Raw genomic sequence first — 25,154 nt, 5'->3', positions numbered from 1 at the left:
CCCACGGAAAGCGAAGTGCCTGGAGCGGAAGTCAACAGGCAAGTTTAACAAAGCCATTTTTTTAAATGAAAAGAATTTAATGTGTATATTTATTAACCATCTTTCCGAGAATGGACAATAAATAAATGGGATGGGTGGTTAAGTAAATTGAGAAAGCTTTGTATTGCTGTTATTGCATTTTCTTTTTTAGGCTTTGGTCCCTTGAAATCATTTTTTCAAAATGATGTAAAAACAGATGGAAATCAAATAAGTGGAGAAAACTCAAAAGTAGATACTTTCTTATTAATGGAAAATGAGATTAATAATAATTCTTCAAAACCGAATCTGGCTATAGTTATAAGTCGTGATGCTGCTAACAATAAATTATCTTATGGAACTGTTCATATTCCTCCTTTTAATGATGCTGGGGACTTTGAAACTTTAAAAGAAACGGTTGAAAAAAATTATCACAAACCAATTGATCATTGTTTTATCATTGATTCTTCTGGTGCAGCTAGAATGATTGATTTACTGGCTCCAAATGGAATTACGATTTCACTTGCTGCTGATCATGATGCAACAGACCCAGAAGTTTTGAAAGGAAAAGAAATTATTGCCCTTATAAATCAACTGCGTGATATACCTAATAGTGAGGACTACCTAATGGGTGTACTTTCAGAGATAAGAAATGAAGTGAAAAAGAATCATTCTACAGACCAATGGTTTTCGATGGTCCCATCACTCCTTAATGAAGCGCGACGTAGCGTAAAAACAGATATTGCGAAGGGAGAATTATTGGAGATAGGTCTCTCAGCCATCATGCACCCTATAACTAAATTCGAATTTATTCAAATGAACCAAGATCAGTCAAAAGCTGTGAATGGTGATGTCCAGGAAAAAGATCAAAAACCAATGATTAATTAACGCAAAAAAAGCGAATGCAATTATTCGCTTTTTTGGATTCTTATCCACTTATTCATATATAATTAAGGGAACTAGATAGAAGAAGGGATAGGAATATGAAAAAAGCAGAAATTTATATTTTATCAGGATTTTTGGGGAGCGGAAAAACGACCTTATTAAAACGATTATTAGAGGATGAACGGAGCCTAGGTAGAAAAGTAGCTGTTATGATGAATGAATTAGGACAAGTCTCGATTGACTCAGATGCCATAGATGATGACGTCGAGTTGAAAGAGCTACTTGGAGGATGTATATGCTGCTCCATTCAAGATAAGCTTGAATCCCAACTTCAGGGCTTACTAGTAGAAGAAAAACCGGATGTTATTTACATAGAAACAACGGGAGCAGCACATCCTGTGGAAGTATTAGATGCCATCCTTTCTCCATTATTTGCAGATAAGTTATTTGTTAAGGGTATTATTACGACGTTAGATGGTACGAGGTGGAAAGATCGAAAGGCATTAAGTCCACAGTTGCAACAGTTAATTTTAGAGCAAGTAAGGCATGCGGATTTTATTATTGTAAATAAAATAAATGAATTAGACGAGAAGGACCAAGCGTGTATTACCTTTGAAATTCAATCCATTAATTCGGTTGCAAGATGTCTTCTTACAAACTATTCACAGGTAGCCATAGGGGATATTCGTAAGCTCTCTGTTTCATTTGAGGAAGCTGCAAAAAAAGATTCCCAACAAATAAAACTGAACCTGACAACATTCGTTTATCAGTTTAAAAGCGCAGTCAGTCACTCTGATTTTGAAGTGTTTTTAAAACAACTCCCTGAAACAATTTACAGAATCAAAGGATATGTAAAGTTTAGTTCATCTGACTTTCCAACTTTATTTCAATTTTCATATGGTATGCCTTTATACATGAAGGAAAATATGAATTTACCCTTAAACCTTGTGTTTATTGGTGAGAATATCGATTGGAATAAGCTTCAACAACAGCTCAACGTTCTTGAAAAAAATAAAGAATAATGAAACTTGTGTGAATGATAAAAGTCTCTTCAGGTAACTCTTTTAATGTAGTCAAAAACCATTAAAAGGGGGATCTCAATTGAAGAAGGCAGCCAGTATTTTAGTATTACTCTATATCCTCTTTAATGGACACTGGGTTCTTGCTCAATCTGATATTGACTATAAAATTGAAATGTTAAATTGGGATGAAGTCAATCAAATCTTACCTAAGTACTCAAAATTTATTGTCCTGGATGTAGAGACCGGAAAGCAATTTCATGTACAAAGGCGGGCAGGTAGTCACCATGCGGATGTACAGCCGCTAACCCCAAGGGATACGAAAATAATGAAAAAAATATACGGGGGTAAATGGAGCTGGAAACGACGGGCCATAATTGTTATTCATAAAAATCAGTGGATTGGAGCATCGATGCATGGAATGCCCCATGGAGCAGGTGCGCTTAAAAATAATTTTCCTGGTCATTTTTGTATACACTTTTATGGTAGTACGACTCATCGAACAAATTCCATGGACTTATCACATATGCTGATGGTTTTAAAAGCTTCTGGAAAATTAAATGAATACTTAGGTAAAGCAAATCCTTATGACGTAATAGACGCCTATATTGCAGGTATAAAACAACATGATACAAGAATTACCTCACAAATTTCTTTGCAAAAGAATAAGTGGAGATCAGTATTTAAATTAGTTGAAAATATTAGATTAGCTCGAATGGAACGTCTGCCAGCAGAGGATTTAACAAGCGAAATAAGTTTGGATGTTCCAGTGGAAGTTGATTGGTACATAAAGAATAGGGGAAGACAGACCTATAGAGAAACGATTCATTTAGTTCGCTTTTCACCAGTAGATGCCTGGAAAGTGGATTCAGAGCATTTTTTAAATAAGAACAATCTTCCATAAAAAAAACACCTTTATATGAGGATTTCCTCAAATAAAGGTGTTTTATATTATGTGAAAATTATCTAGGCTGTTCACCAAACTTAATGAAAGTTCGCTCATCTTCAATTAACCCGCAAGCTCCGCATTGAACTCGATAGTCTGGTCCATTGTAGGGGAGGTGAAAGGGTTCTAGAGTGCTTTCCTCATATTCACGAACCACTTCTCCAGACTGAGGATCTAGCTTTACCGAATGGGATACTTGCTGAATGATATTAAATCGACTTCGATTTGTTTTGCAATTTGGGCATTTATATGGAGTTGTCATAGCTTTTCTCCTTTCATTAAATTGTTAAAATCTATTTTTTGCAATAATGTTGGTAAATATGTAACAATGCAATTGAAGGATAAAGGAGGAATAGAGAGTTGCAGCAAGAGTATGGAAATTTCGATCAATTATTAGAGGAGTACCGTTCGATTTGGAATAACCGTTTATTACATAAAGGAGAATGTAGTAGCGAAGAAATATTAATCGAAGCAATCAAACGAGAGCTGCTAGATGAAAACTCACATCCAAGAATCAGAAAAAATAAGTACGAAAAATATTTTTTTGCGATAAAAAGGATAATAAATTCTTCATCCTCGGAACAAACAAAAGTAGCTTTAATAAAAATTCACATGGAAATTATGGAAACAATCTGTTAGGAGGAGAAAGATGAAAAAGTTTTTATTAGTTTTTATTTCTATTTTATTTTTAAGTCTTATGGCATCCTGTAGTAATCAGGATGAAAATCATTCAGAACCGCCTCAAATGCTAGATGTAGACTTGACTGTTAACCCTGAAAAAGGAGAAATAAATGAACCAATAACATTCAAAGCAAAAGTTACACAAGGTAAGGAAAAGGTTAATGACGCTGATGAAGTCACTTTTGAGATTTGGCGTTCAAAAGATGAAAAGCATGAAAAAGTAGAAATTAAAAACCCAAAGGATGGTGTATATAGACTAGAAAAGGCCTTCCAGCAAGAAGGGACATACTATATCATCTCTCATGTCACCGCAAGAGATATGCATAATATGCCTAAAAAGGAATTCATCGTTGGAACACCAAGTGAACCAGAAGATGCAGATGTAAAAAATTCGATGGATGGAATGGAAATGGATCAGAAGGAAAATGAAGACCATAATTAAAAAAACAGCCTCTGGCTGTTTTTTTATGAAAGTTCCTCTTTTTTTGCCCTTAAATTCACTTTAGCTGTTCTCCCTAGCTTTTCATCTAGCTTTTCATTTACCTTTTCGCTAATTTTATCTGAAATTTCTCCCTCATAGTTCGTTCCAATATTTAATCTCCCTGATAATTCTTTGATTCCTAACTGTCCGAAGTTGTTGGCGTAATCTACATGATGAATGACTATTTGATCTATTTTTAACTGCTCAATTAAAATGTTTGGAGGGCTTTCTCTTTCCTTTGGGTCAGTAGGTTGAATATTGTCTTCTGGTTCTGCCATAGGATGAAATTCTTTTATAGACGCTTCTAAGAAAGAGATCTTCTTTTCCAACTCTGCTATTCTCATTGTCAATATTTTATTTACTTGAAATAAGCGAAAGAAGAATCGCATATAAACCCTCTATTCAGAATTGGAATATGAAAGGTAAAAAGAAGGGGACCTACATTCATCATATTTAACTTTATAAGAAACATGCAAAAAAAAAGACGTTTACAAAATTTCTGTGACGTCGATTTGTGAATACTGCATATCAATATTTTTAGGGATTTTTACTTCAAGCATATTATCTTTGTAGTTGGCAGTTGCTCCTTTCTTTCTCACAATGGCTGGCAGGGTAATAACATGCTTATCCTCATGCTGTGGGATATGTTCAACAATCAGCTGGTTAGATGTATGATATATACGAAGATTTTTGATCCATTCATCCTGTTTGATCGGTATACGAACGAAGACAAAATCATGTGTTTCGAAGGCTGTAGAATTCAATCCTCCTGTTGCTGATGGTTGTTGAGCGGATGATTGAACCCCACTAAAAAAGTCTTGAGGATTCATTCCCCGCATGTTTGAAGGCATGATTTTCCCTAGTAAATCCTGAACATAGTTATCAATTTCCTCAGGCTTCATTTTCTGCATTTTGTCCTTCATATCCTTATTGAAGGGGAAAATATTCCAAGGGAACATCAAATTTCATCCTTTCAGTTTATTAAAATTGATTGGTAATCGGTGAGGATGGGTTCAGAATTTGATCCTGATCACTTACATCTGTATCGGCCACTCCATTTGTAGAAAAAGAAGTGCTAGGGGAAAAATCTCCAAGTGCCATGTTTGTTCCTACCCATTTTGTATTTGCTGTATGGCTATTATGGACTGCGGGCCCTAAAGAGATATTGGCATTGTTATTTAAGGAATTAGTTTTGATATTAAAAATATTTATTTGAAAAGGCATGGATTTTCAGTCCTTTTACATTTGATTAGAAACAACGTTTGCCGGATTTGCAATATCCCCCATATCATTTACATCTGGATCAATAAATACATTTTCCATGGCTGCAGTAGGAGGGGCAAAATCTCCAAAGGATGCATTTTGTCCTTGTGATTTCTGATTGGCAGTATGCGCATTATGAAGGGCTTCCCCGATGTTGACAGACCCGTTGTTAGATACACTGTTTATTTTCAGGCTAAAAATATTTATTACAGTCTGCATCCTGTCACATCCTTTATTAGATTTCCATTGGAGCACAATCTTTCGGGGCTCCGCATTGGTTGTTACCTCATACTATGCAACTGATTGCCCATCCGTTATTATTTCTTATGAGAATCCCATCTTACAGGCGTGTTCCATTCTCTAAAGTTTATTATTTGCATATATAATTGAATCTTTTTAACATATAGTATAGAGAAGGATTCTAAAATAGAGAGGTAATGTTTGTGAAAAAGAAAACGGCTTTGATTACAGGAGGAGCTTCTGGCATTGGTAAAAAAACGGCAGAGCATCTTGCGGAAAATGGATATCAGCTTGTGATCAACTACCGAAATAGTGAATCAGAAGCTCTATCTTTAGTAAAGCATCTCAACGAAAGCTATGGGACAAAAAATATAGCAGTTCAGGGGGATGTAGCTAAAGAAGAGGATTGTCAACATCTAATAAGTGAAGCTTTTTCCGTCTTTTCATCAATTGATGTCTTAATACATAATGCTGGACCCTATATACATGAAAGAAAAAAATTGACTGAATACTCATCTGAAGAATGGAATTATCTATTAAGTGGGAACTTAACGTCAGTTTTCTGTTTGTCGAAATTGGTTATTCCTTCCATGCGTAAGCAAAAATGGGGAAGAATTGTTACCTTAGGTTATGATCGAGTTGAAACAACACCTGGTTGGGTCTATCGTTCAGCCTTTGCTGCAGCAAAGGCAGGATTGGCGTCTTTAACCAGGACAATTGCAATCGAAGAAGCAGAATTTGGAATAACTGCTAATATGGTTTGTCCTGGAGATATTACAAGTGAGTGGAAAGTAAGCAATATTAAAGAGTCTTATGAAGCTAATAATGGATTGATTGGCAGGCAGGGAACGGGGGAGGACATTGCAAGAGTCATTGCCTTTTTAACGGATGAAAAGTCTGATTTTATTACAGGGAGTATTATTCCAGTCACAGGTGGGGTGGATGTATTAGGGAAAGTATCAAAATCATAAATTCCTGATAACCAAATTTTTAGAACAATTTGATTTTCGAGAATGAAAACAATACCCTTTGTGGATACTAGAAAGTAATCATCCATGAAAGGAGCAAAGAATATGAGTTTTAATATGAATAGAATTAATCCAAATCAAACACAAGTATTTTTTCATGATGGCCGCTTTGAAACATTAACAAATGAGGAATTAGAAGACTTTATGCTCCAAATGGGTCTAACTGATGTGAATGAAACGATAGAGCAAAACTTGACGGACTAATATAATTATTAAATTTAAAAAAAGCAATCGGGATTAAACCGATTGCTTTTATGCTTCCAATAATTGTTGGTCGTCTGTTTGTGATAAACCATTTCGTAAATGATATAAAGTGTATAAATCTTTTGGTATCTCGTATAAATCATATATGTCCCCACTAGCATTTAATTGTTCATAAATAGTTTTTCTTGTTTCGTTAGCTTTCACTACATAAGGTAGTTTTTCTGCTGCTTTTATTGAACGAATATTTACCTTTCGAATGCGCATAAAAACAGTTTCAATTCCTACTTCATAAAAAAGTTCATTGAAAAAGGCGTCTTTAGCCGGGCTATTGTATCCTTTACCATGGTAAGGCTTCCCAAGCCAGGTGCCTAAAAACCCAGCGTTATCTTCAATATCAAATAAATTAATGGTACCAATCGGCGAGCCCCATTCATCAAGAATCGTTCTTGAGATTAATTCACCGCACTCTTCAGCTTCGATCGTCTGTTTTGTAATAAATAAAAATTCTTCATATGAATCAGCTTTATGACGTACATAAGGGAAGACATCTGGGTGCGTCATTAATTCGTATAATGTGTGGCTGTCATGAAGATCACGTTTTTTAAGCATGAATATCCCTCCAGTAGGGCATACCGATCCCATGTTTAAAGAAGAAGCGGCCCACCCTCGAAATTTTTTATAAAGTTACTTAAAAAATTTCGGGGTGGGAATCGAACCCACTAGAACCAGTAAAACTGGTGGCGCACCATTTGCCTTCCCTATATCATTTTTTTTGTTAATGGATTTACGTAAAAACCCCCAAATTTCTTCAGTCCAAAATGGACTCACTTAGAGTATGATACAAGAAAAAAAGAAAAAAAGGAATAGTTTTTTTGGTGGAATTTCGATAATATTTTTTACCAATTTTCAACAAAATTCTACGTTTCTGAATACACCATTTCTCCGCCAATCATCGTCCATTTCGGCTTTGCTAAGTAATGGAAAGGGTGATGGCTCCAAAGGACTAAATCCGCATCCTTCCCGAGTTCAATACTTCCTACACTTTGGTCTATTTTTAAATTTTTTGCTGGCAGAATAGTGATTCCTTCAAGGGCTTTTTGTTCAGATAATCCTTCCCGTACAGCAATTCCTGCACAAATATTTAAATATTGTATAGGAGTATAGGGATGGTCTGTTGTAATGGATACCTCAACACCGTGGTTGGTTAACTCTTGATATGTTTTCCAGGTCTTGTTCTTTAATTCAACCTTAGACCTACGGGTTAATGTTGGCCCCACTGATACTTTTAAATTTAAATCGGATAGCTCATTAGCAATTAAATGTCCTTCTGTGCAATGCTCTATACGTAAATCCAAATTAAACTCTTCAGCAAAGCGAAGGGCAGAAATAATATCATCCGCACGGTGAGCATGAATTCTTACAGGAATCTCCCGTCTAAGGGCCATAACAATGGGAGCCGTTCTTAGATCTTCTGGGGTATCGGAATGATAAGCTTTATAAAAAGCCTCTCTCAGCATCCCCATAATACCCATTCGTGTAATGGAATCATTATTTCCTTGACTGTGTATCCGTTTTGGATTTTCTCCTAAAGCTATTTTTAAACCTGCCACTTTCTGCACGATCATTTTTTTAATATTTTTACCTGTTGTTTTAATTACAGAGGTAGTCCCGCCAATCACGTTTGCACTTCCCGGCATGACATGTACTGTTGTTATTCCGCTTTTAACTGCATCGGTAAACGCCTGATCTAAAGGATATACCCCATCCATAGCCCTAATATGGGGTGTTAAAGCTTCAGCTGTTTCATTTGCATCATTCCCAGCCCAGCCAGTGCCTTCATCATATAGACCTAAATGGGTATGCACATCAATAAAACCAGGAAAAAGATAGTGCTGATGACAATCAATAACTTTTACACTAGGATCTGTATTGATATTTGAACCCACATTTTTAATTTTTCCATTTTCAATCAGCACATCCCCTGATTGAATAGGATTGGTGGTTATTGGATAAATAGTTGCGTTTTTTAATAGTATTTTCGTCATAACAAAACCTTTCTTCTAGGTGATAATGTATTTTATCTATTTTAGCAACATATGTGCCTAAGGAAAAGCAGGAAATAGTGTGTATTATTATATTTTTCCAATTTCTTATGATTTTTGAAACATTTAGAAGGATGGAGCGTAAATAATAAGGTAAGATTAAATATTTCCAATTGGGGGAAAAGAAAATGGCTCAAAGTGAAGAGAGATTGTTGGCTGCTGGTATCTATGTTTTAAGTTTATTTTTTCCAGTATTGGCTCCATTAATCATTTGGTTGATAAAGAAGGATCAGTCATCATTTATTGATTATCATGGTAAAGAATATTTTAACTTCTTAATTTCTTATACAGTTTACTTTATCATTAGTGGATTATTAATGATTATTCTTGTAGGATTTGTGACCACTCCGGTCTTAGGAATAATGCTACTGGTATATACAATTATTGCAGCTATCAAAGCATATGAAGGAAATGAGTATCGATTCCCACTAATATTCAGATTAATTAAATAAATCAGCCTGCCCGGCAAAATTTATTGTCGGGTTTTTATTGCATTTATAGTACAATAGTCTTATGAAATGGAGAAATTATGAGAGGGGGAAGTAAGATGGATTCTATCGTAAGTAATCTTCCGATTATTGCACCAATCATTATTATCCAACTTATTTTAATTGTTGTTGCAATTATAGATTTGGTTAGGATCGACCAAACAAAGGGACCGAAATGGTTATGGGTAATTATCATCTTATTCGTAAATATAATTGGACCGATTCTTTATTTTGTGATTGGAAGGAGAAATAACTGATGTCTCTTGTCCAAATAAGTGGGTTGAAAAAGAGTTTCCAAGGGACGGAAGTAATAAAAGGGCTGAATTTCACTTTAGAAAAAGGGAAATGTATTGCTCTATTAGGTCCAAACGGGGCAGGGAAAACTACGACACTTAGGATGCTTTCTGGTTTAATGAGCCCAACAGAGGGATCGATTATCTTTAGTGAAGCAAAAAAAGGAGAAGACATACGTCATTTAATTGGTTATCTACCGCAATTTCCTGTGTTTTACGAATGGATGACTGGATTAGAATTTTTGTCTTATACAGCAAAACTGGCAGGATTAACAGGAAAAGAGGCCAAGGAAAGGTCAATTAAGCTTTTAGAGCTTGTAGGAATAGTAGAGGCGAAAAATAGAAGAGTAGGTAAATATTCTGGAGGGATGAAGCAAAGGCTCGGTATTGCTCAGGCTTTAATCCATCGTCCGCAGCTCATCATGCTGGATGAACCCGTTTCTGCCTTAGACCCGATTGGTAGGAGAGAGGTATTAGATCTTATTGAGGGGTTAAGAAAAGAGACTACTATTCTATTTTCTACCCATATATTAAGTGATGCTGAAGAAGTGTGTGACGAAATTCTGTTTTTACATAAAGGGGAAATAGTCGAAGCTGGGTCCATGTCAGAATTACGTGAACGTTATCAGCAAGCAAAAATTGATTTGTATTTTAAAGGAAAAGCAGAGGAATATGCCTCATTCTTTTCAACCCATGAGGTAACACAATCTGTAATGAGCGAAGGCAATCGGATGAGCATTTATGTTGAAAATTTAGTTCATGCGAGATCGGCATTTTTAAAGGTAATTTCTGATCATAATCTCCCCCTTGAAAAGTTTGAGATTAGTAGTATGACCCTCGAAGATGTGTTTATGAAGGTGGTAGGGAAATGAACCAATGGATGATTTTACTTCAAAAAGAAATGCTGGAAATGTGGAGAAATTTTAAATGGGTTTGGGTACCGATAACTTTTATCCTACTTGGCGTTCAAAAACCTTTAACTTCTTATTATATGGAGCAAATTCTAGACTCATTTGGGGGCCTTCCTGAGGGAGCTAAGGTCGAGATTCCAACACCTTCTGCAGCTGAGGTATTAACTCAAAGCCTTGGTGAATACACGTCTCTTGGTGTTTTAATTATTGTTCTGACTACTATGGGGATTATTGCTGCAGAAAGAAAAAGCGGAGTCGCTGCTATGATTCTAGTGAAACCTGTTTCCTATATTTCCTTTATAACTTCCAAATGGATGGGTGCTCTACTATTAATATGGTTTTCTTTCTTCATGGGTTACTTGGCTACTTGGTATTACACTGGTATTTTATTTGACTGGATTCCTTTTGCAAGCTTTTTTCAATCGTTTTTACTATACGGTTTATGGCTTACAGTTGTCATAACAATTACCCTGTTCTTTAGTGCTTTACTTTTAACTCCAGGTATTGCTGCTTTCAGTTCATTGGCAGTTGTAATTGTTATCAGTCTAGTTAGCAGTACCTTATCTAATCGTCTGGAATGGAGTCCTGCTCAACTCACAAGCTATGGAAATGAATTACTTATTAATAAAGAATTTTCAAATTACACTTTACAAGCAAGTTTGAGCGCCACTGCTTTTATCCTTATTCTATTATTTATAAGTGTATATGTTTTCAGAAAAAAAGAGCTGGCCGTCTAGTGGTTAGCTCTCTTTGCATATTATGGTATTAACACTTTTTTAGAAGTCTTTTCGTTAGGCAAAAATTCTTTCATGGTCTATAATGTCTATTATTGGAATTTGCAAAGGTAAAGAGAAAGGACGAAGCAACCATGTTCAATCAAGTCGGCTTGGTTTTGGAAGGTGGCGGGATGCGTGGGGTTTATACCGCTGGGATCCTTGAATATTTCTTAGAACAAGAAATATTTTTCCCTTATGTTATTGGTGTTTCAGCTGGTGCTTGTAATGCGGCCTCTTATTTGTCAAAGCAAAAAGGGAGAAATAAAACCGTAACGATAAAGTATGCAACTGACCCAAGGTATATTTCATGGCAAAATTATTTTAAAAACCGTCAGTTTTTTGGAATGGATTTTATTTTTGATGAGATTCCCAATAAACATGTTCCATATCATTATGATGAATTCTACAAAAATACTTCTGAATTTGTTGTAGGGACGACAGACTGCCTAACGGGAGAGCCTGTCTATTTTAAGAAGCAAGATTATGATAAGGATCTTCTTACCGTATTACGGGCATCAAGCTCCTTGCCCTTTATTGCCCCTGAAGTGGAGTTTAAAGATAAGATCCTGCTTGATGGTGGAATAAGCGACCCAATTCCAATTAAAAAAGCTCAACAGGATGGTTTTAAAAAGAATATTGTTATCCTTACAAGAAATGAAGGATATATGAAGAAACCGTCCAAGTTTCATTTTCTTGTGAATCGTAAGTATCCTGAATACAAAGGCTTACAACAGTCATTAAGAAATCGATATCAAATTTACAATGAAACACTCTCCTATTTACAAAAAGAAGAGAAAGCTGGAAACGTCCTTATCATTCGACCTTTACAGCCATTAAAGGTAGGGAGAATGGAAAGAAACCCAACTAGGTTAGAAGAGTTGTATCATCAAGGCTATGAGGATGCCAAAGCATCTATGTCTTCCATACGTCAATATATTGAAATGTAAGAGAAGTGTCCCCAGAGGACACTTCTCTTTTCTCATATTATAAGAAAACTTCTATCATTTTTTTGCAGTCTAGTAAATAAACTAGTATAAGAGAACTGATAAGGAGTTATCTTGATGAAAATAAATGAATATTACCGGGATACAGCTAATATAAACTTAAATGGTAGTATTGCAGCTCTAGTACCAGCCATCATGATCGTGGCAGGTAATCTCTCTTTTTTTAAAAGTGATGAAGTTATGTTATTAACCATTCCATTTCTTATTTATAGTTTGATCTCATTTCAATTCTATTTATTTAGACTAAGGCAATCCATATCAATTAGCAGAAATATGGGAGAAGCTAAGAACAGCTCTTATTCTATAGCCTCTGCGAGGAATCTGTTAGTTTTTTACATGAGTACACCTACAGTACGCTTGTATCTTTATTTTCCGGATGGCCACTTAGCAGGTGTTCTAAAAAAACATGATGGAAAGTGGTTAGATAGACTTAAGTTTAGAAAAATGTATGTGCTTTACAATTCGGAGGAAGAACCAATTGGATTCTATAAAGTACAGCGTGGAAGCGTCCTGAAGATAGAAGTATATAATGAACAGCTGACATATTTGGGCTGTTATAAAAGAGAAAGCAACGGGTTTCTAAAAGATAAAAAGGAAATTTTAGATGAAACCGGAAAAACTATTAGCCTTATCCAAGGAGCAACTGCTTTTATGGATGAAAAGGTTCTAGATCAAAGTTATCATCAGCAAGGCAGACTTCGAAGAGGTTGGATGCCGGTATCGTGGAGTCCATTATTCCCAGAGCCCAATACTCCTGTACTGTCCTTTAGAGAGGTCCTTTCAGAAAAGGACAAGCTGCTAAAAATGTCGTTATTAATTAATGAATACTTTATTGAGAGATAAAGGAGTCAGATGGTTTCCCTCATTACTAATGTTTGATATGATATATTAAACAAATTTACATCTTCAAGTGGGGGATATACAGTGCAAATTGAACTAATAAAAGGTCATGGGTCGGGCAATGATTTCCTGATTATCGATGAAATATCCAATGATTATTCTTTTACTGAAAGTGAACGGGCTAAGATTGCCCAGGTGCTTTGTAATAGAAATACGGATTTAGGTGCAGATGGAATACTTTTTGTTATGAAGAGCGACCATGCTGATGGGAGAATGCGTGTATTTAACGCGGATGGTTCGGAAGCATCCATGTGCGGGAATGGATTACGGCTTGTTGCGAGGTATATATGTGAATTACTTGATTTAAATGAAGCAGTAATAGAAACAATGAAAGCAAATTTAAGGGTTAGTAAACAAAATGATTTATTTCCAAATATACACACTTATCAAGTGGAAATTTCCCCTGTATTGTTCAATTTAGCTGCTTTACCTTTAAATTTAGATAAACCAACTCTTTTTAATGAGCGAATAGAAGAACTTTCTGATGAGTTGAGGTTTACTGCACTTGCGGTTCCTAACCCACATCTAATTACAATTGTAGATTCGGAACAAATACAAGGGGATATGCAAAAGAACCTAAGTCAGATCGTAAATGGTCCGAATCATTTGTTCCCAGACGGGGTAAATGTTAGTTTTGTCAAATCCTTAGAGCCAGGTTCCATTTATGTAAGAACATATGAACGAGGTGTGGGATTTACAAATGCGTGTGGTACTGCCATGTCTGCGTCCTCACTTGTGACGTGTTTAATTGGCTTAAATAAATTAGAAGAGGTTATACAGGTTTATAATAATGGCGGTAAGGTTCAGTGTGTTGTACATGAAATGGAAGGGAAATACACGATAGATTTAATTGGTAATGCAACTTATCTATTCAAGACTGAGGTTATAGTTGACCTTGGTGATGAATTATTTTCGACCAAAAATTGGAATGAATTTTCCGAACAAATGACCTATGAGAAGCTTCAAACACAAGCACAACGATTTATAGAGAATAACATGAAAGGATAAGGGCCCCCTTATCCTTTAATTACTATACCTTTTTTTAAAAAATCAAGCACCGGCCCAAACGATTGAAGTTGTTTGGTTTGGAAGTAATCATTAAATGGGTCTCCTTGCTCTCGTATACGTTTTATTGCATTTTCCATGTTAAAGGAAATCAGCTGTAGATTTATATCTACTTCCTCCCAGTAAAGTGGTGTGGCTATACCAGCATGTTCATTCCCTCTCATAGAATAGGGTGCAACGATGGTCTTACCCTCACTATGCTGAACATAGTCTACATAGAGGCGATTTCCACGTTTTTTCTTCATTCTTTCAATAGTAAAGGAATCGGGATCCTTTGATATTAAGTAGTCTGCAATAAAGCTGGTAAAGAGTCTCGTATCCTCATAGGAGTATGTGTTCTCCGGTAAGGGAAGGTAAATTTGTAAACCTTTATTTCCAGAAGTCTTAATGAAACCAATTAAGTTTAATTGATCAAGAACTTCTTTTATAAAAAGGGCGGCCTTTATGGCCAAATGGAAGTAGTCCTTTGAAGGTGGATCTAAATCAAATACTATTTCACTTGGACCTTTGCTGTTGATTGTTTGAAAAGGGATATGGAATTCAATGGCTAGTTGATTACCAAGCCAAACCAGAGTTTTTAAATCATTACAAAGTATGTAGTCAATTCCTTCTGAAGAAAAGGTTTTTACAAATTCAGGCGCATACTCAGGACAGTTTTTTTGGAAAAAGGCTTCACCGAACATTCCATGAGGGTACCGAATGACTGTTAATAAACGATTTTTTAAAAATGGCAGCATATACGGAGAAATTTCCCGTAAGTACAGGATATAATCTGCTTTTTGAATCGCCAGTTTCTCCCAGAGAGGTTTATCTGGATGGGTAATCTCCAGGTCTGCCGGTAAGTTCTTTTGTGCAAAAATAAATCGTTCATAGGTGCAGGAAGATGGTTCAAGTTCAAAGCGAAAACGGTCAAAATGGGGCTCACGCAACTGGTTATCGTATAGCTCCAAATACTTCACTTCAAGACAGATAGCAGGTTCAACATAAATAAACTGCGCATCTTCACGTATCATATTGTGCTTAATCGTTTGTTGCAGTGCATTTTTTTCCTCAGGTTTAAATCCGAAAAGGACTTGCCCTACACTATAAACCTTTTCATCCCTATAGACACCGACATAAAAGTATCCATTTGTTTTATCATAAGATGTGATGAAACAGCTGACATATTTCCAATTTTTATACTTCAACCATTGTAAGGATCGTTTTCCTTCCTCCCAAAGGCTTTTTTTATACTTAGCAATAATCCCTTCACCATCATATAAGATAATTTTCTCCCAAAGGTCATTAAAATCCTCATGTGCATTTACAAATTGAAGTAATTGGTCATTATACGGGTCGGAATCTAAGTCAAAACCCATGCTGAGAAATAATTTCCTTAATTCTTCTTTTCGTTTTTTAAATGGTTGAATAGTAATTGTCTTTCCGCTAAGGAGCAATAAATCAAAGACCATTAGGCGGCAAGGAAAGCTTGTAGCTTGGTCATTGATTTTTTTTTCAGATTTTAATCGTCCTCGAACTTGGATAGCTGAGAAATTGGCTTTGTGTGTATTTTCTAGTGAGACAAGCTCACCATCTAATCGAAGAGGGAGATATGGTTTAAATTGTTCTTCATGCTTTAATAAAAACTCCTTTATCTCAGGAAATTGAGGTAAAAGGGTCTTCCCATTTCTGCTTGTTAGCTCAATCCCCTTTGAGTTCCAGTCTAAAATGGCCCGAAATCCATCGTATTTCACCTCGTACACCCATTCGGGACGAACGGGAAGGTCGAAAGTCAAACTAGGCAGCATCGGCTTCATAGCACAACGTCCCTTCTTTTTTTATTATGTTGTTACAATATTTGTTTCCTCATCCATTTCCAATTGTTTTTATGAATGTATGAGAGGAAGAAACACAAAATAAAAACAAAAAGAATGGAGAATTATTTATGCATACGATGTGGAAGGGAAGTATCAGTTTTGGACTCGTAAATATCCCCATCAAGCTCCATACTGCAACAGAAGATAAAGACATAAAGCTTCGCACCTTGCATAACAAGTGTCATGCCCCAATTAAATATGAAAAAATTTGCTCAGTATGTGAAGAAGAAGTGAAGCCGGAGGATATCGTAAAGGCATATGAATACACAAAGGGAAAATTTGTTGTTCTTGATCAAGAGGAACTTGAAAAATTAAGAAAAGAAAACGAGGAAAAGGCAGTAGAAATTATTGATTTTGTAAAAATAGAAGAAATTGACCCGATTTATTTTGATAGAAGCTATTACATGTCTCCTAATGAAGGGGGAGGTAAGGCTTATTCCTTGCTACGAAAAGCATTGCAGGAATCACAAAAAGTAGGGTTGGCCAAAATTGTTATTCGTTCAAAAGAACAGCTCGCGGTTATCCGTGTATATGAAAATACATTAGTAATGGAAACTATTCATTATCCTGATGAAGTTCGTAAAGCTGGTGATGTGCCGAATGTCCCTTCAGAGGATAAAGTAACCAAAAAAGAACTTGATACAGCTATTTTATTAATTGATCAGTTGACTTCCGTTTTCGAACCTGAAAAATATACAGATGATTATCGAACAGCACTTCTTGAATTAATTGAATCCAAACGGACTGGTAAAGAGACAGTTACTGCTGCAGCAAAGGAAGCACCTTCAAATGTGACAGACTTAATGGCAGCTTTACAAGCATCAATTGACCGAACGAAACCTAACAAAGTAGCGGCACCTAAGAAAGCAGCAACAAAAGCAACCAAGGCAACAAAAGTAGCAAAAGTAAAGAAGGAAGCATAAATTAAATGATTCTCAAAAAAACTGATTCTTATCATAAGAGTCAGTTTTTTCTGTTCCTATCCATGTTCTTTCATACCTGTTTTAAGCATAGGTTTAATAAATATTAGCATCTAAAATGGAGGAGAGGCAATGGCTTATAATGTGCTTTTGTTTGCAGATCCCGGTGTAGATGATTCATTTGCAATAATGTATGCCTTACTTAATCCGAAAATTAATTTAGTTGGTGTGGTAAGCGGATATGGCAATACACCAAAGGAGCAGTCAATCAGAAATACCGCTTATCTTTTAAGTTTAGGTGGAAGAGAAGATATTCCCATTATTGGTGGGGCGGCAGGTCCGTTATCAGGAGAACTCGTGCAATACTACCCTGAAATACATGGGAAGGAAGGGTTAGGCCCCATTAAACCTCCTGATACCTTAAAAAATGTTAAGGTTTTTGACTTTAACAAGATTCTTGAAATTATTAAACAATATAATGGAAATCTTATTATTGTATCTGTAGGTAGATTAACTGAATTGGCCTTGATGTTTATTCTCTATGGAGATAATGTTTTAAAAGATGTCTCTGCATTTTATATAATGGGTGGGGCATTTTTAGTGCCAGGAAATATCACTTCAGAAGCGGAAGCAAATTTTTTTGTGGACCCAATCGCAGCTTATACAGTCATGGAAAAAGCGCATAATATATACTTGCATCCATTGAATATCACAAATAAAGCAATTATTACACCAGAAATCATTAACTACCTCTCAGAGAATAGTCCTACTCCTTTTAAACCACTGATTAAACCAGCCTTTGATTATTATTTTAACGCTTATCAAACAAATGTCCCTGGAATAAAAGGCGCCCCCCTTCATGATGTAGTCCCACTAATGGCCTTGACTAATCCTGACCTAGTAAAGTATATCCCAAGGCGTGTAAGAGTAGAGCAATTTGGTAATGCTAAAGGAAAAAGTATTGCAGATTTTCGCCCTAAACCTGACAAAGAACCAATTGAAAGTTTAGACTATATTGGAATGGAAGCAAATATACAGAAATTCGCCCAAAATTTCACGGATACTTTTTTGCGTGGTGAATTTCAAAAAGAATGAAACTCTTTTAGGGTTTCATTTTATTTGTGAACGGTAGTTTTCCATGTTCGGGATGAAGAAAAAAGGAATTTTCCAATTGAACGGTGAATATTAAAAAAGAATGGAAAGGGGGAACAGAGAAATGAAACGAGTGCTTGTTTTAGGGGGAACACAATTTTTTGGGAAGTTGCTTGTGGAAAAGCTCCTTAGCGAAAACATTGCTGTGACAATTGCGACAAGAGGGCAATCGAAAGACCCTTTTGGTGTGAAAGTTGAAAGATTAATTATTGATCGTGAGGATCGGTCTTCACTTAGCCATGCATTTAATGAAAGGAATTGGGATGTTGTTTATGACCAATCATGCCTTTCACCGCAAGAAGCAAAGGATGCTGCGGATGCACTGAAGGGAAAGGTAAAGAGGTATATTTTTACCTCAACCATGGCTGTTTATGAGTATGGAGATAAACATAAAGAAGAAGATTTTGACCCATTCAGTTTTCGCTTTCAATTTAAAACAAGAAGGGATTATCCAGGATATTTGGGATATCAGGAGGCTAAAAGGGCTGCTGAAGCTTATTTGTTTCAAGAGACCGATTTTGATGTAGTGGCCGTTCGTTTTCCACTTGTTATAGGTAAAGATGATTATACCAATAGACTAAAGTTTCATGTAGACAGGGTCATAAACAGGAAGCCAATAGGCATTAAATTTCCTGATGCAAAATACAGTTTTATCACATCAGATGAAGCGGCTAAATTCCTTTTACATATGGGACGTGAAGTGTATGTAGGACCTATTAATCCAGGGTGTAAGGAAGATATTTCCTTAAGGGATTTTCTTGGGAAAATAGAGGAAATAACCGGGGAATCTGCAGACATAACTTCAGAATTAACAAAGGAAATTGCCTCCCCATATGGTATGGATGGTTCTTGGTCTATTAATACTGACAGGGTAAACCATTTAGGTTATCAATTCAGTGAGTTAAATGAGGTATTGGATGAATTAATTCAGTATTATATGAGAGTTAAAATTAATTGACTATTGGTGTAAATTGTAATAAAATATAATTACGCTTATAAGTTCGTTAAATATTTCTTTGTTTAAAGTAGTCGTAACTGCACGGAATTGTGGGTGATGTCTATTACCCGAACGTGTAGATACGTCTTTTTTCTTATTTTGTAAATGTTCAGCTTGACTTAAAGTGAACAAAATCTTGGGGGTTATATTGATGAATAACGGTAAAGTAAAATGGTTTAATGCAGAAAAAGGTTTTGGATTTATTGAAGCAGAAGGCGGTCAAGATGTATTTGTTCACTTTTCAGCTATCCAATCAGAAGGCTTTAAAACATTAGAAGAGGGTCAATCAGTTTCCTTTGAAATCGTAGAAGGCGCTCGCGGACCACAAGCTTCTAACGTACAAACAGTTTAATCTTTAGAAAATAAAAGGGTGATGCATACGACTGAAGCATCACCTTTTTATCTATATTTTTTCACTAGAAAAATAGTTTGAGAGCTAACAAACAAAGTGTTCAAACCAGTTATGCACTAAGTACAAGGGGTGATCGTTTTGGCATTTGGTAGAAAAAATGATGAAGAAATAAAATTAGAAGAAACGAAAATTTGGGAATGTACTTCTGATGCTTGTAAATGCTGGATTCGCGACAATTTTAAGAGTAGTGAAGTACCACTCTGTCCTATTTGTAAAAGTGAAATGAGACAAACGACGAAAGAACTACAGGTAATTCATAACCATAGTAAAAATTTTATGTGATTTTTTAAAAGCAGGGAGACAGCACTCCCTGCTTTTTTATTCTACAATGTTTTCTTTACAATAGGCTAAGACAAGCTCTTCTTCGTCTTCTTCCAGTGCGAAATCAAGAATTTTTTCACTTTCGCGCTCATAGAAATAATAGTTAGTAATCTTGTCTCCATTTTCATCCGAAACGTAAATTACTTTTAACCCTATACCCTTCTCGGAATAAAGCTCGTCTTCTTCCTCCACATCAAGTTCTAGAAAATATTCATATCGGTCACCTGAAAGTAAACCAAACGGATCCTCAAGCTTTTCAACCTCATGACCAGTAATATTCAAGGGAATCATCCTTTTCTTTTTATTCGGCTTTATTATTATACACATTTTTTTGTTATAACAGAAAAAGATGTGTTTCAAATTTTTATCAACATTAAAAATACTTTTAGGAATTTGAATTAAATGTGAATTATTGCACAAATTTAATCAATCGAAAGAAGTTTAAGGTAAGATATAACATATAAGAATAATAAGAAAAAGTAGGTGAAAAAATTTTCGGATATATTGTGAAATGTTTCACAAGTGAGGAGAGGATATTATGGCTAATACGGCCGAATCAGTACATATGGAGCTACAGCCTCTATTGAATGCTAGGAAGAAGTTTTACCAACTGCTTCATATATTATTTCAAATGCCTACTAATAATAATGAATATGTTGAGATTTGCAAGAAAGGTAATTTGCAAGAATTGGAAGAAATGCATGAGGGTGGAAAAATATTAAGTGGTTTTTTTCAACGTCTATCCAACGACTACCTCAAGAAGGAGAGAGAAGAATATCAACGCCTTTTCCTTGGGCCTGGACCATTAGCTGCACCACCATGGGAGTCCTATTATCGGAGTAAAGAGCAACTCCTATTTGAGGAGTGGACCTATCAAGTTAGAGAACAATATCATCAATTCGGGCTCAAATATGTGAGAGAAAATAATGAGCCAGATGATCATTTATTACTAGAATTGGAGTTTATGATTAATCTCATTGATTTATGTTTGCTGGAAAGTAACCCTGATCGGTTTATCGAATTAATTTCTTGTCAACAACACTTTCTTGAAAACCATTTAACCGTTTGGATTCCATACTTTTGTAAAAGAGTAATTCAAACTACTAATAGTCAATTATTTTTAGGAGCAGCCATGCTCCTTGAAGATTTTATCAATGATGACTTAACAACTTTATATGAGGTGAAGGAGGCATTAGCTGATGTGTGAAAATGGCTCGATTAACAAACTTCTAAAAAATAAAATGCAGAGAAGAACCTTTTTAAAATGGTCTAGTGCAATTGGTATTCCTGCTATCGCTGGAGGAATAGGCACCAAGTTGTTAGTGGACCGGCAACAAAAAGAGGAAGTAGCAAGCGCAAAAGTAGAAGAAAAGATTGTTTCTACCTGCAGTATTAATAATTGCGGCGGACGCTGCGTAATTAAAGCGCATGTGAAAGATGGAGTAGTTGTTAGGGTCAGCACGGACACGCAGGAAAGTGGTGATTTATCCACCCCTCCCTTACGGGCATGCGTTCGGGGAAGAAATTACCGGAGTTTGCTTTACCATCCTGACCGCTTAAAATATCCGATGAAGCGAGTTGGAAAAAGAGGAGAAGGAAAATTTGAAAGAATCTCATGGGAGGAAGCAATCGAAACCATTGCAACAGAAGTTAAACGAATTGGCGACCATTACGGGCCTGAGTCAAGATATGTAAACTATGCATCCGGGCAGAGCTGGGGGTTACATGGGGGTAAAAATGCAGCCAGAAAACTTTTATCACTTACTGGCGGATTTTTAAATTACCGTAATGATTATAGTTCAGGGGCAGGCAATGTGGCTACCCCTTATACATATGGGACAAACAATTCCGGCAGCAGTTTTGATTCACTCTTACACTCCAAATATATTATTTTGTGGGGACAAAATCCATCAGAAATGATATTTTCAACACCTTACAGGGAGTATTTGATGCAGGCAAAGAAAAATGGGGCAAAAATTATTGTTATTGATCCTAGATATACAGATACTGCTATAGCGTTCGCGGATGAATGGATTCCCATTCTCCCTACAACTGATAATGCCATGATGGATGCAATGGGTTATGTAATTATAACCGAAAACCTACATGATCAAGAATTTCTAGATAAATATTGTATTGGGTTTGATGAAAGTCACATGCCAGATGGTATATCTAAAGAAGAATCATTAAAGAATTACCTGTTAGGTGTGAAAGATGGTGTCTCTAAAACACCGGAGTGGGCAGAAAAGATATGCCGTGTGCCTGCCGAAAAAATCAGAGAAATTGCTCGTGACTATGCCAATACAAAACCTGCAGCACTTATTCAAGGATGGGCAGCACAACGGCAGGCATTTGGTGAACAGTTTATGAGAGGGGGAGCACAGCTAGCTTGCTTAACAGGAAATGTCGGTAAGCTAGGTGGTTGGGCTGCAGGAACTGGGTATTGGAGTCGATCGGATATTGTTTATCCCTTTTCGTTTGAGAATCCAGTAAAAGCCTCCATTCCCTGTTTCTTATGGACAAAGGCAGTTGAAAAAGGAATTGAAATGACAGCAAACGATGGGTTAGAAGGTGTTGAACGGCTATCGTCCAACATCAAATGTATCTTTAACATGGCTGGAAATATGTTAATCAATCAACATTCGGATATTAACAAAACCCGTGCTTTATTAGAAGATGATAGCAAAGTGGAATTTATTGTTGTAAGTGATCTGTTTATGACTCCAAGTGCGAAGTTTGCTGATATTTTATTGCCTGGAACCACCTTTTTTGAACGCTGGGATTTAGGAGTCCCATGGTGCTTTGGCGATTATGTAATCCTTGGTGAAAAGACAATCAATCCTTTATATGAATGTCGTGATGAATATGATGTATTTGCTGAAGTGGCAGATAAGTTAGGGATCAAGGATAAATTCACCGAGGGAAAAACCACCTTTGATTTAGTGAAGGAAAGTGTTGAAAGAACAAAAAAAGAGCTAGATCCAAATTTTCCAAGTTTTGAAGAGTTTAGAGATAAAGGAGTGCATCACTTTAAGTTTGACGAACCACTTGTTGGCTTCAAAAAACAAATTGATGACATTGAAAACCAGCCATTTGAAACTCCTTCAGGAAAAATAGAATTATTTTCAAAGGCATTATGGGACATGAATCAGCACGATGAGATTCCTGCTATAGCAAAATATATTCCCTCATGGGAAGGTCCAGAAGATTCATTAACAGAAAAGTATCCTTTACAGCTAATCGGCTGGCATTATAAACGAAGATGCCACTCCACTTATGATAACCAATCATGGCTAGAGGAAGCAGCAAAGCAGGAAATGTGGATGAATCCTATCGATGCGGAGAAACGTGGAATAAAAAAAGGAGACCGTGCAGAGGTGTTCAATGAGCGGGGGACCTTGGTAATAGATGTAAAGGTTACTCCACGCATAACTCCAGGTGTAATAGGAATTCCTCAAGGGGCATGGTACACACCTGATAAAGATGGATTGGATCAACGTGGTTCAGTAAATGTTCTTACATCTCAGAGGCCAACACCTCTTGCAAAAGCAAACCCACAACAGACCAACCTTGTTGAAGTGAAGAAAGCATAAGGAGTGAGGAAGTTTGGCTCAATTAGGATTTTATATAAATCAAAGTCTTTGTACGGGGTGTAAAGCCTGTAGTGTCTCCTGTAAGGATAAAAATAATCTTGATGTTGGTGTTAACTTCCGTAGAGTATACTCCTATGAAAATGGAACCTTTATACAACAGCAGAGAAATGGGCTGGTTCAAAACGTACAAGCCTATTATTATTCTATTGCTTGTAATCATTGTACAAATCCAAAGTGCATCCCAAGCTGCCCTACGGGGGCCATTACGAAGAATAATAAAACTGGTGTTGTAACGATTGATCAAAAGGTTTGTCAAGGAGCTCAATTATGTGTAAAAGCATGCCCTTACGGAGCTCCACAATATAATCCAAAAGAATTTAAATCTGATAAATGTGATTTTTGCATGGATCTTCAAGTAAAAGGTGAGGAACCGGTTTGTGTTTCCACTTGTCCTATGAGAGCTATTGAATTTGGCCCAATAGAAAAACTACGGAAAAAGTATGGAAGTATAAGTCAAATCAAAGGAATGCCAAAAGCTTCAATAACCCATCCGAATATTGTAATAACACCCCATAAAGAAGCGAAATTGTAGGTGATTTTATGTCTCTATTCACTAATTTGCTTGAAAGTATGCATATGGATTTGAAGATAACGGAGAACTGTTCAAGGCAAAGTAATCTTCACTCAACCTGTACTTTTTGTGTAGAGGCATGTAAGAAGGGGGCACTATCTCCTGATCTACAATCTATAGATCTAAATCATGAAGGATGTAACTCCTGTGGAGATTGTGTAATTGCTTGTCCATTGTCAGCAATCGAAGGAATTGTCGATTCAAGAGATTTCTGTAAAGGATCACTACTTTATAGCGAGAGCTACACCCCAACCGTAAAGGAATTATTAATATATAAAAAAAGGGGAGTACAGAGCATACAGACCCAAGACATACCAATGAATGACCAGTGGAAAAAAGTACTAACTCAAACAAATAAGGTTCTAGAAGTTGTGGGTGAACCTGTAATAGAGGTCGTTCAAAAGGCACAAGTAGAGGAAAAATTATCGAGAAGGTCCTTTTTAACCTCTTTTAAAAGAGAAGGGAAACAGTTAGCAAAAAATATGGCACCAGCATCTTGGAAACTGGAAGCGGATCAGTGGAAACTTGCAATCTATTACCCTGAATATCAATTTTACACCATCCTGATAGATAGAAAAAAATGTACACTTTGCCATGCTTGTAAAACGTTTTGTACCCAAAAAGTATTCCAAATTGTAAACCAAACGCTGAAGATAAATCATCAAAATTGTGTAGGATGTACGGCATGTAGTGATATTTGTTCGGAGGATGCTATTCAGATTAGCACAGAAGTAAAGAAAATAAACGAGGAGTATGTAGAACTTCATTCAAAAATCTGTTTAAATTGTGGACAGTCTTTTGTTACTTTTCTCCCGGAAACCTTGAAATGCCATGTGTGTAAGGATAGAGACCCATCATGGTTAAGTCCATATCAATAATACAAAGTGAAACGCCAGAATATTCGTTCTGGCGATTTTTTTATGGTGATTTCATTTTCTATTTATATGGCTGTGTTAAAGAACAGTGATGAT

General features: G+C 36.1%; 32 protein-coding genes. 23 read left to right on the top strand and 9 right to left on the bottom strand.

Annotation, left to right across the window (positions count from 1 at the left end):
* The first annotated feature begins 147 nt into the window (after positions 1-147).
* The 3 genes from ABES03_RS23590 (at position 148) to ABES03_RS23580 (ending at position 2,823) form a co-directional block, all read left to right on the top strand.
* Positions 148-903 (top strand): hypothetical protein, encoded by a 756-nt coding sequence (locus ABES03_RS23590; protein WP_430121293.1) that lies wholly within the window; start codon positions 148-150, stop codon positions 901-903.
* Positions 904-998: 95 nt separating this feature from the next.
* Entirely contained in the window at positions 999-1,922 is a 924-nt protein-coding gene (locus tag ABES03_RS23585; protein WP_430121291.1) for a CobW family GTP-binding protein, read from the top strand.
* 79 nt (positions 1,923-2,001) lie between these two features.
* On the top strand, positions 2,002-2,823 hold the full coding sequence (locus tag ABES03_RS23580) for a hypothetical protein (RefSeq protein WP_430121290.1): 822 nt from the start codon (positions 2,002-2,004) through the stop codon (positions 2,821-2,823).
* A 58-nt stretch (positions 2,824-2,881) separates the two neighbouring features.
* Here ABES03_RS23580 and ABES03_RS23575 read toward each other — a convergent pair whose 3' ends face one another.
* On the bottom strand, positions 2,882-3,127 hold the full coding sequence (locus tag ABES03_RS23575) for a DNA alkylation repair protein (RefSeq protein WP_309861486.1): 246 nt from the start codon (positions 3,125-3,127) through the stop codon (positions 2,882-2,884).
* A 98-nt stretch (positions 3,128-3,225) separates the two neighbouring features.
* On the opposite strand from ABES03_RS23575, the gene ABES03_RS23570 reads away from it, so the two are divergent.
* Together ABES03_RS23570 and ABES03_RS23565 are read left to right on the top strand one after the other, a co-directional pair.
* Positions 3,226-3,504, top strand: coding sequence for a hypothetical protein (locus ABES03_RS23570; RefSeq protein WP_430121288.1), 279 nt, complete (start codon positions 3,226-3,228; stop codon positions 3,502-3,504).
* Between the two features lie 10 nt (positions 3,505-3,514).
* Entirely contained in the window at positions 3,515-3,988 is a 474-nt protein-coding gene (locus ABES03_RS23565) for a FixH family protein (RefSeq protein ID WP_430121286.1), read from the top strand.
* A gap of 23 nt (positions 3,989-4,011) precedes the next feature.
* On the opposite strand, the gene ABES03_RS23560 is transcribed toward ABES03_RS23565, so the two are convergent.
* The 4 genes from ABES03_RS23560 to ABES03_RS23545 all read right to left on the bottom strand — a co-directional run bounded on the left by ABES03_RS23560 (position 4,012) and on the right by ABES03_RS23545 (position 5,509).
* Entirely contained in the window at positions 4,012-4,356 is a 345-nt protein-coding gene (locus ABES03_RS23560; protein WP_430121285.1) for a hypothetical protein, read from the bottom strand.
* Between the two features lie 159 nt (positions 4,357-4,515).
* A complete protein-coding gene (locus ABES03_RS23555; protein WP_430121283.1) occupies positions 4,516-4,986 on the bottom strand; it encodes an Hsp20/alpha crystallin family protein in 471 nt (156 codons plus the stop codon).
* A gap of 22 nt (positions 4,987-5,008) precedes the next feature.
* Positions 5,009-5,251: a spore germination protein gene (locus tag ABES03_RS23550; RefSeq protein ID WP_430121282.1), complete on the bottom strand. Its 243-nt coding sequence runs from the start codon at positions 5,249-5,251 to the stop codon at positions 5,009-5,011.
* 15 nt (positions 5,252-5,266) lie between these two features.
* The gene (locus tag ABES03_RS23545; RefSeq protein ID WP_307287127.1) at positions 5,267-5,509 is read right to left on the bottom strand and encodes a spore germination protein; all 243 of its coding nucleotides are present in this window, start codon (positions 5,507-5,509) and stop codon (positions 5,267-5,269) included.
* 224 nt (positions 5,510-5,733) lie between these two features.
* On the opposite strand from ABES03_RS23545, the gene ABES03_RS23540 reads away from it, so the two are divergent.
* Positions 5,734-6,501: an SDR family oxidoreductase gene (locus ABES03_RS23540; RefSeq protein WP_430121280.1), complete on the top strand. Its 768-nt coding sequence runs from the start codon at positions 5,734-5,736 to the stop codon at positions 6,499-6,501.
* Positions 6,502-6,603: 102 nt separating this feature from the next.
* On the top strand, positions 6,604-6,762 hold the full coding sequence (locus ABES03_RS23535; protein ID WP_430121278.1) for a hypothetical protein: 159 nt from the start codon (positions 6,604-6,606) through the stop codon (positions 6,760-6,762).
* A gap of 48 nt (positions 6,763-6,810) precedes the next feature.
* Here the strand turns inward: ABES03_RS23535 and ABES03_RS23530 are convergent, their stop codons facing one another.
* Together ABES03_RS23530 and ABES03_RS23525 are read right to left on the bottom strand one after the other, a co-directional pair.
* Positions 6,811-7,371: a GNAT family N-acetyltransferase gene (locus ABES03_RS23530; protein ID WP_430121276.1), complete on the bottom strand. Its 561-nt coding sequence runs from the start codon at positions 7,369-7,371 to the stop codon at positions 6,811-6,813.
* A gap of 308 nt (positions 7,372-7,679) precedes the next feature.
* Positions 7,680-8,807, bottom strand: a complete 1,128-nt coding sequence (locus ABES03_RS23525) for an amidohydrolase (RefSeq protein ID WP_430121274.1) — start codon at positions 8,805-8,807, stop codon at positions 7,680-7,682.
* A 185-nt stretch (positions 8,808-8,992) separates the two neighbouring features.
* Here ABES03_RS23525 and ABES03_RS23520 point away from each other — a divergent pair, with 185 nt between their 5' ends.
* The 7 genes from ABES03_RS23520 to dapF all read left to right on the top strand — a co-directional run bounded on the left by ABES03_RS23520 (position 8,993) and on the right by dapF (position 14,244).
* Complete coding sequence (locus ABES03_RS23520) at positions 8,993-9,316, top strand: DUF4870 domain-containing protein (RefSeq protein WP_335528554.1); 324 nt, start codon at positions 8,993-8,995, stop codon at positions 9,314-9,316.
* A 95-nt stretch (positions 9,317-9,411) separates the two neighbouring features.
* Positions 9,412-9,609 carry a PLD nuclease N-terminal domain-containing protein gene (locus ABES03_RS23515; RefSeq protein WP_430121272.1) on the top strand — a complete coding sequence of 66 codons (198 nt, stop codon included), beginning with the start codon at positions 9,412-9,414 and terminating at the stop codon, positions 9,607-9,609.
* The gene (locus tag ABES03_RS23510; RefSeq protein WP_430121270.1) at positions 9,609-10,517 is read left to right on the top strand and encodes an ATP-binding cassette domain-containing protein; all 909 of its coding nucleotides are present in this window, start codon (positions 9,609-9,611) and stop codon (positions 10,515-10,517) included. Before ABES03_RS23515 ends, ABES03_RS23510 begins: the two co-directional genes overlap by 1 nt.
* Positions 10,514-11,293: an ABC transporter permease gene (locus ABES03_RS23505; RefSeq protein ID WP_430121268.1), complete on the top strand. Its 780-nt coding sequence runs from the start codon at positions 10,514-10,516 to the stop codon at positions 11,291-11,293. The genes ABES03_RS23510 and ABES03_RS23505 overlap by 4 nt, the downstream gene beginning before the upstream one ends.
* 131 nt (positions 11,294-11,424) lie before the next feature.
* Entirely contained in the window at positions 11,425-12,279 is an 855-nt protein-coding gene (locus tag ABES03_RS23500; RefSeq protein WP_430121266.1) for a patatin-like phospholipase family protein, read from the top strand.
* A 114-nt stretch (positions 12,280-12,393) separates the two neighbouring features.
* Positions 12,394-13,179: a hypothetical protein gene (locus ABES03_RS23495; RefSeq protein ID WP_430121264.1), complete on the top strand. Its 786-nt coding sequence runs from the start codon at positions 12,394-12,396 to the stop codon at positions 13,177-13,179.
* Positions 13,180-13,260: 81 nt separating this feature from the next.
* Entirely contained in the window at positions 13,261-14,244 is a 984-nt protein-coding gene (gene dapF, locus ABES03_RS23490; RefSeq protein WP_430121262.1) for a diaminopimelate epimerase, read from the top strand.
* Positions 14,245-14,252: 8 nt separating this feature from the next.
* Here the strand turns inward: dapF and ABES03_RS23485 are convergent, their stop codons facing one another.
* The gene (locus tag ABES03_RS23485) at positions 14,253-16,097 is read right to left on the bottom strand and encodes a DNA ligase D (protein ID WP_430121260.1); all 1,845 of its coding nucleotides are present in this window, start codon (positions 16,095-16,097) and stop codon (positions 14,253-14,255) included.
* Between the two features lie 128 nt (positions 16,098-16,225).
* On the opposite strand from ABES03_RS23485, the gene ABES03_RS23480 reads away from it, so the two are divergent.
* The 5 genes from ABES03_RS23480 to ABES03_RS23460 all read left to right on the top strand — a co-directional run bounded on the left by ABES03_RS23480 (position 16,226) and on the right by ABES03_RS23460 (position 19,920).
* Positions 16,226-17,080, top strand: coding sequence for a Ku protein (locus tag ABES03_RS23480; protein ID WP_430121258.1), 855 nt, complete (start codon positions 16,226-16,228; stop codon positions 17,078-17,080).
* A gap of 129 nt (positions 17,081-17,209) precedes the next feature.
* Positions 17,210-18,172, top strand: a complete 963-nt coding sequence (locus tag ABES03_RS23475) for a nucleoside hydrolase (RefSeq protein WP_430121256.1) — start codon at positions 17,210-17,212, stop codon at positions 18,170-18,172.
* A gap of 121 nt (positions 18,173-18,293) precedes the next feature.
* Positions 18,294-19,187: an NAD-dependent epimerase/dehydratase family protein gene (locus ABES03_RS23470; protein ID WP_430121254.1), complete on the top strand. Its 894-nt coding sequence runs from the start codon at positions 18,294-18,296 to the stop codon at positions 19,185-19,187.
* A 190-nt stretch (positions 19,188-19,377) separates the two neighbouring features.
* Positions 19,378-19,578 carry a cold-shock protein gene (cspD, locus tag ABES03_RS23465; RefSeq protein ID WP_214712564.1) on the top strand — a complete coding sequence of 67 codons (201 nt, stop codon included), beginning with the start codon at positions 19,378-19,380 and terminating at the stop codon, positions 19,576-19,578.
* A 138-nt stretch (positions 19,579-19,716) separates the two neighbouring features.
* Positions 19,717-19,920 carry a cold-shock protein gene (locus tag ABES03_RS23460; protein ID WP_430121252.1) on the top strand — a complete coding sequence of 68 codons (204 nt, stop codon included), beginning with the start codon at positions 19,717-19,719 and terminating at the stop codon, positions 19,918-19,920.
* 36 nt (positions 19,921-19,956) lie between these two features.
* Here ABES03_RS23460 and ABES03_RS23455 read toward each other — a convergent pair whose 3' ends face one another.
* Positions 19,957-20,250: a DUF6509 family protein gene (locus ABES03_RS23455; protein ID WP_430121250.1), complete on the bottom strand. Its 294-nt coding sequence runs from the start codon at positions 20,248-20,250 to the stop codon at positions 19,957-19,959.
* Positions 20,251-20,497: 247 nt separating this feature from the next.
* On the opposite strand from ABES03_RS23455, the gene ABES03_RS23450 reads away from it, so the two are divergent.
* The 4 genes from ABES03_RS23450 to ABES03_RS23435 are packed head-to-tail and all read left to right on the top strand — an operon-like array spanning position 20,498 to position 25,061.
* Positions 20,498-21,166, top strand: coding sequence for a TorD/DmsD family molecular chaperone (locus tag ABES03_RS23450; RefSeq protein ID WP_430121248.1), 669 nt, complete (start codon positions 20,498-20,500; stop codon positions 21,164-21,166).
* On the top strand, positions 21,159-23,552 hold the full coding sequence (locus ABES03_RS23445; RefSeq protein ID WP_430121246.1) for a DMSO/selenate family reductase complex A subunit: 2,394 nt from the start codon (positions 21,159-21,161) through the stop codon (positions 23,550-23,552). The genes ABES03_RS23450 and ABES03_RS23445 overlap by 8 nt, the downstream gene beginning before the upstream one ends.
* Before the next feature lie 13 nt (positions 23,553-23,565).
* Positions 23,566-24,144, top strand: a complete 579-nt coding sequence (locus tag ABES03_RS23440) for a DMSO/selenate family reductase complex B subunit (protein ID WP_430121244.1) — start codon at positions 23,566-23,568, stop codon at positions 24,142-24,144.
* An 8-nt stretch (positions 24,145-24,152) separates the two neighbouring features.
* Positions 24,153-25,061, top strand: a complete 909-nt coding sequence (locus ABES03_RS23435; RefSeq protein WP_430121242.1) for a 4Fe-4S dicluster domain-containing protein — start codon at positions 24,153-24,155, stop codon at positions 25,059-25,061.
* The last annotated feature ends 93 nt before the right edge of the window (positions 25,062-25,154 follow it).

The sequence above is a fragment of the Neobacillus rhizosphaerae genome, assembly GCF_050477885.1.
GTDB classification, from domain to species: Bacteria; Bacillota; Bacilli; order Bacillales; family Cytobacillaceae; genus Neobacillus; species Neobacillus rhizosphaerae_A.
This window is presented reverse-complemented; position numbering and strand designations above follow the sequence as displayed.

Coding starts and splice junctions, on each gene's coding strand:
- ABES03_RS23545 (WP_307287127.1), bottom strand. CDS start 5,509: ATGCAGACTGTAATAAATATTTTTAGCCTGAAAATAAACAGTGTATCT.
- ABES03_RS23510 (WP_430121270.1), top strand. CDS start 9,609: ATGTCTCTTGTCCAAATAAGTGGGTTGAAAAAGAGTTTCCAAGGGACG.
- ABES03_RS23525 (WP_430121274.1), bottom strand. CDS start 8,807: ATGACGAAAATACTATTAAAAAACGCAACTATTTATCCAATAACCACC.
- ABES03_RS23555 (WP_430121283.1), bottom strand. CDS start 4,986: ATGTTCCCTTGGAATATTTTCCCCTTCAATAAGGATATGAAGGACAAA.
- ABES03_RS23505 (WP_430121268.1), top strand. CDS start 10,514: ATGAACCAATGGATGATTTTACTTCAAAAAGAAATGCTGGAAATGTGG.
- ABES03_RS23455 (WP_430121250.1), bottom strand. CDS start 20,250: ATGATTCCCTTGAATATTACTGGTCATGAGGTTGAAAAGCTTGAGGAT.
- ABES03_RS23530 (WP_430121276.1), bottom strand. CDS start 7,371: ATGCTTAAAAAACGTGATCTTCATGACAGCCACACATTATACGAATTA.
- ABES03_RS23435 (WP_430121242.1), top strand. CDS start 24,153: ATGTCTCTATTCACTAATTTGCTTGAAAGTATGCATATGGATTTGAAG.
- ABES03_RS23500 (WP_430121266.1), top strand. CDS start 11,425: ATGTTCAATCAAGTCGGCTTGGTTTTGGAAGGTGGCGGGATGCGTGGG.
- ABES03_RS23575 (WP_309861486.1), bottom strand. CDS start 3,127: ATGACAACTCCATATAAATGCCCAAATTGCAAAACAAATCGAAGTCGA.
- ABES03_RS23485 (WP_430121260.1), bottom strand. CDS start 16,097: ATGAAGCCGATGCTGCCTAGTTTGACTTTCGACCTTCCCGTTCGTCCC.
- ABES03_RS23535 (WP_430121278.1), top strand. CDS start 6,604: ATGAGTTTTAATATGAATAGAATTAATCCAAATCAAACACAAGTATTT.
- ABES03_RS23565 (WP_430121286.1), top strand. CDS start 3,515: ATGAAAAAGTTTTTATTAGTTTTTATTTCTATTTTATTTTTAAGTCTT.
- ABES03_RS23550 (WP_430121282.1), bottom strand. CDS start 5,251: ATGCCTTTTCAAATAAATATTTTTAATATCAAAACTAATTCCTTAAAT.
- ABES03_RS23475 (WP_430121256.1), top strand. CDS start 17,210: ATGGCTTATAATGTGCTTTTGTTTGCAGATCCCGGTGTAGATGATTCA.
- ABES03_RS23450 (WP_430121248.1), top strand. CDS start 20,498: ATGGCTAATACGGCCGAATCAGTACATATGGAGCTACAGCCTCTATTG.
- ABES03_RS23520 (WP_335528554.1), top strand. CDS start 8,993: ATGGCTCAAAGTGAAGAGAGATTGTTGGCTGCTGGTATCTATGTTTTA.
- ABES03_RS23470 (WP_430121254.1), top strand. CDS start 18,294: ATGAAACGAGTGCTTGTTTTAGGGGGAACACAATTTTTTGGGAAGTTG.
- ABES03_RS23445 (WP_430121246.1), top strand. CDS start 21,159: ATGTGTGAAAATGGCTCGATTAACAAACTTCTAAAAAATAAAATGCAG.
- ABES03_RS23495 (WP_430121264.1), top strand. CDS start 12,394: ATGAAAATAAATGAATATTACCGGGATACAGCTAATATAAACTTAAAT.
- ABES03_RS23480 (WP_430121258.1), top strand. CDS start 16,226: ATGCATACGATGTGGAAGGGAAGTATCAGTTTTGGACTCGTAAATATC.
- ABES03_RS23515 (WP_430121272.1), top strand. CDS start 9,412: ATGGATTCTATCGTAAGTAATCTTCCGATTATTGCACCAATCATTATT.
- ABES03_RS23585 (WP_430121291.1), top strand. CDS start 999: ATGAAAAAAGCAGAAATTTATATTTTATCAGGATTTTTGGGGAGCGGA.
- cspD (WP_214712564.1), top strand. CDS start 19,378: ATGAATAACGGTAAAGTAAAATGGTTTAATGCAGAAAAAGGTTTTGGA.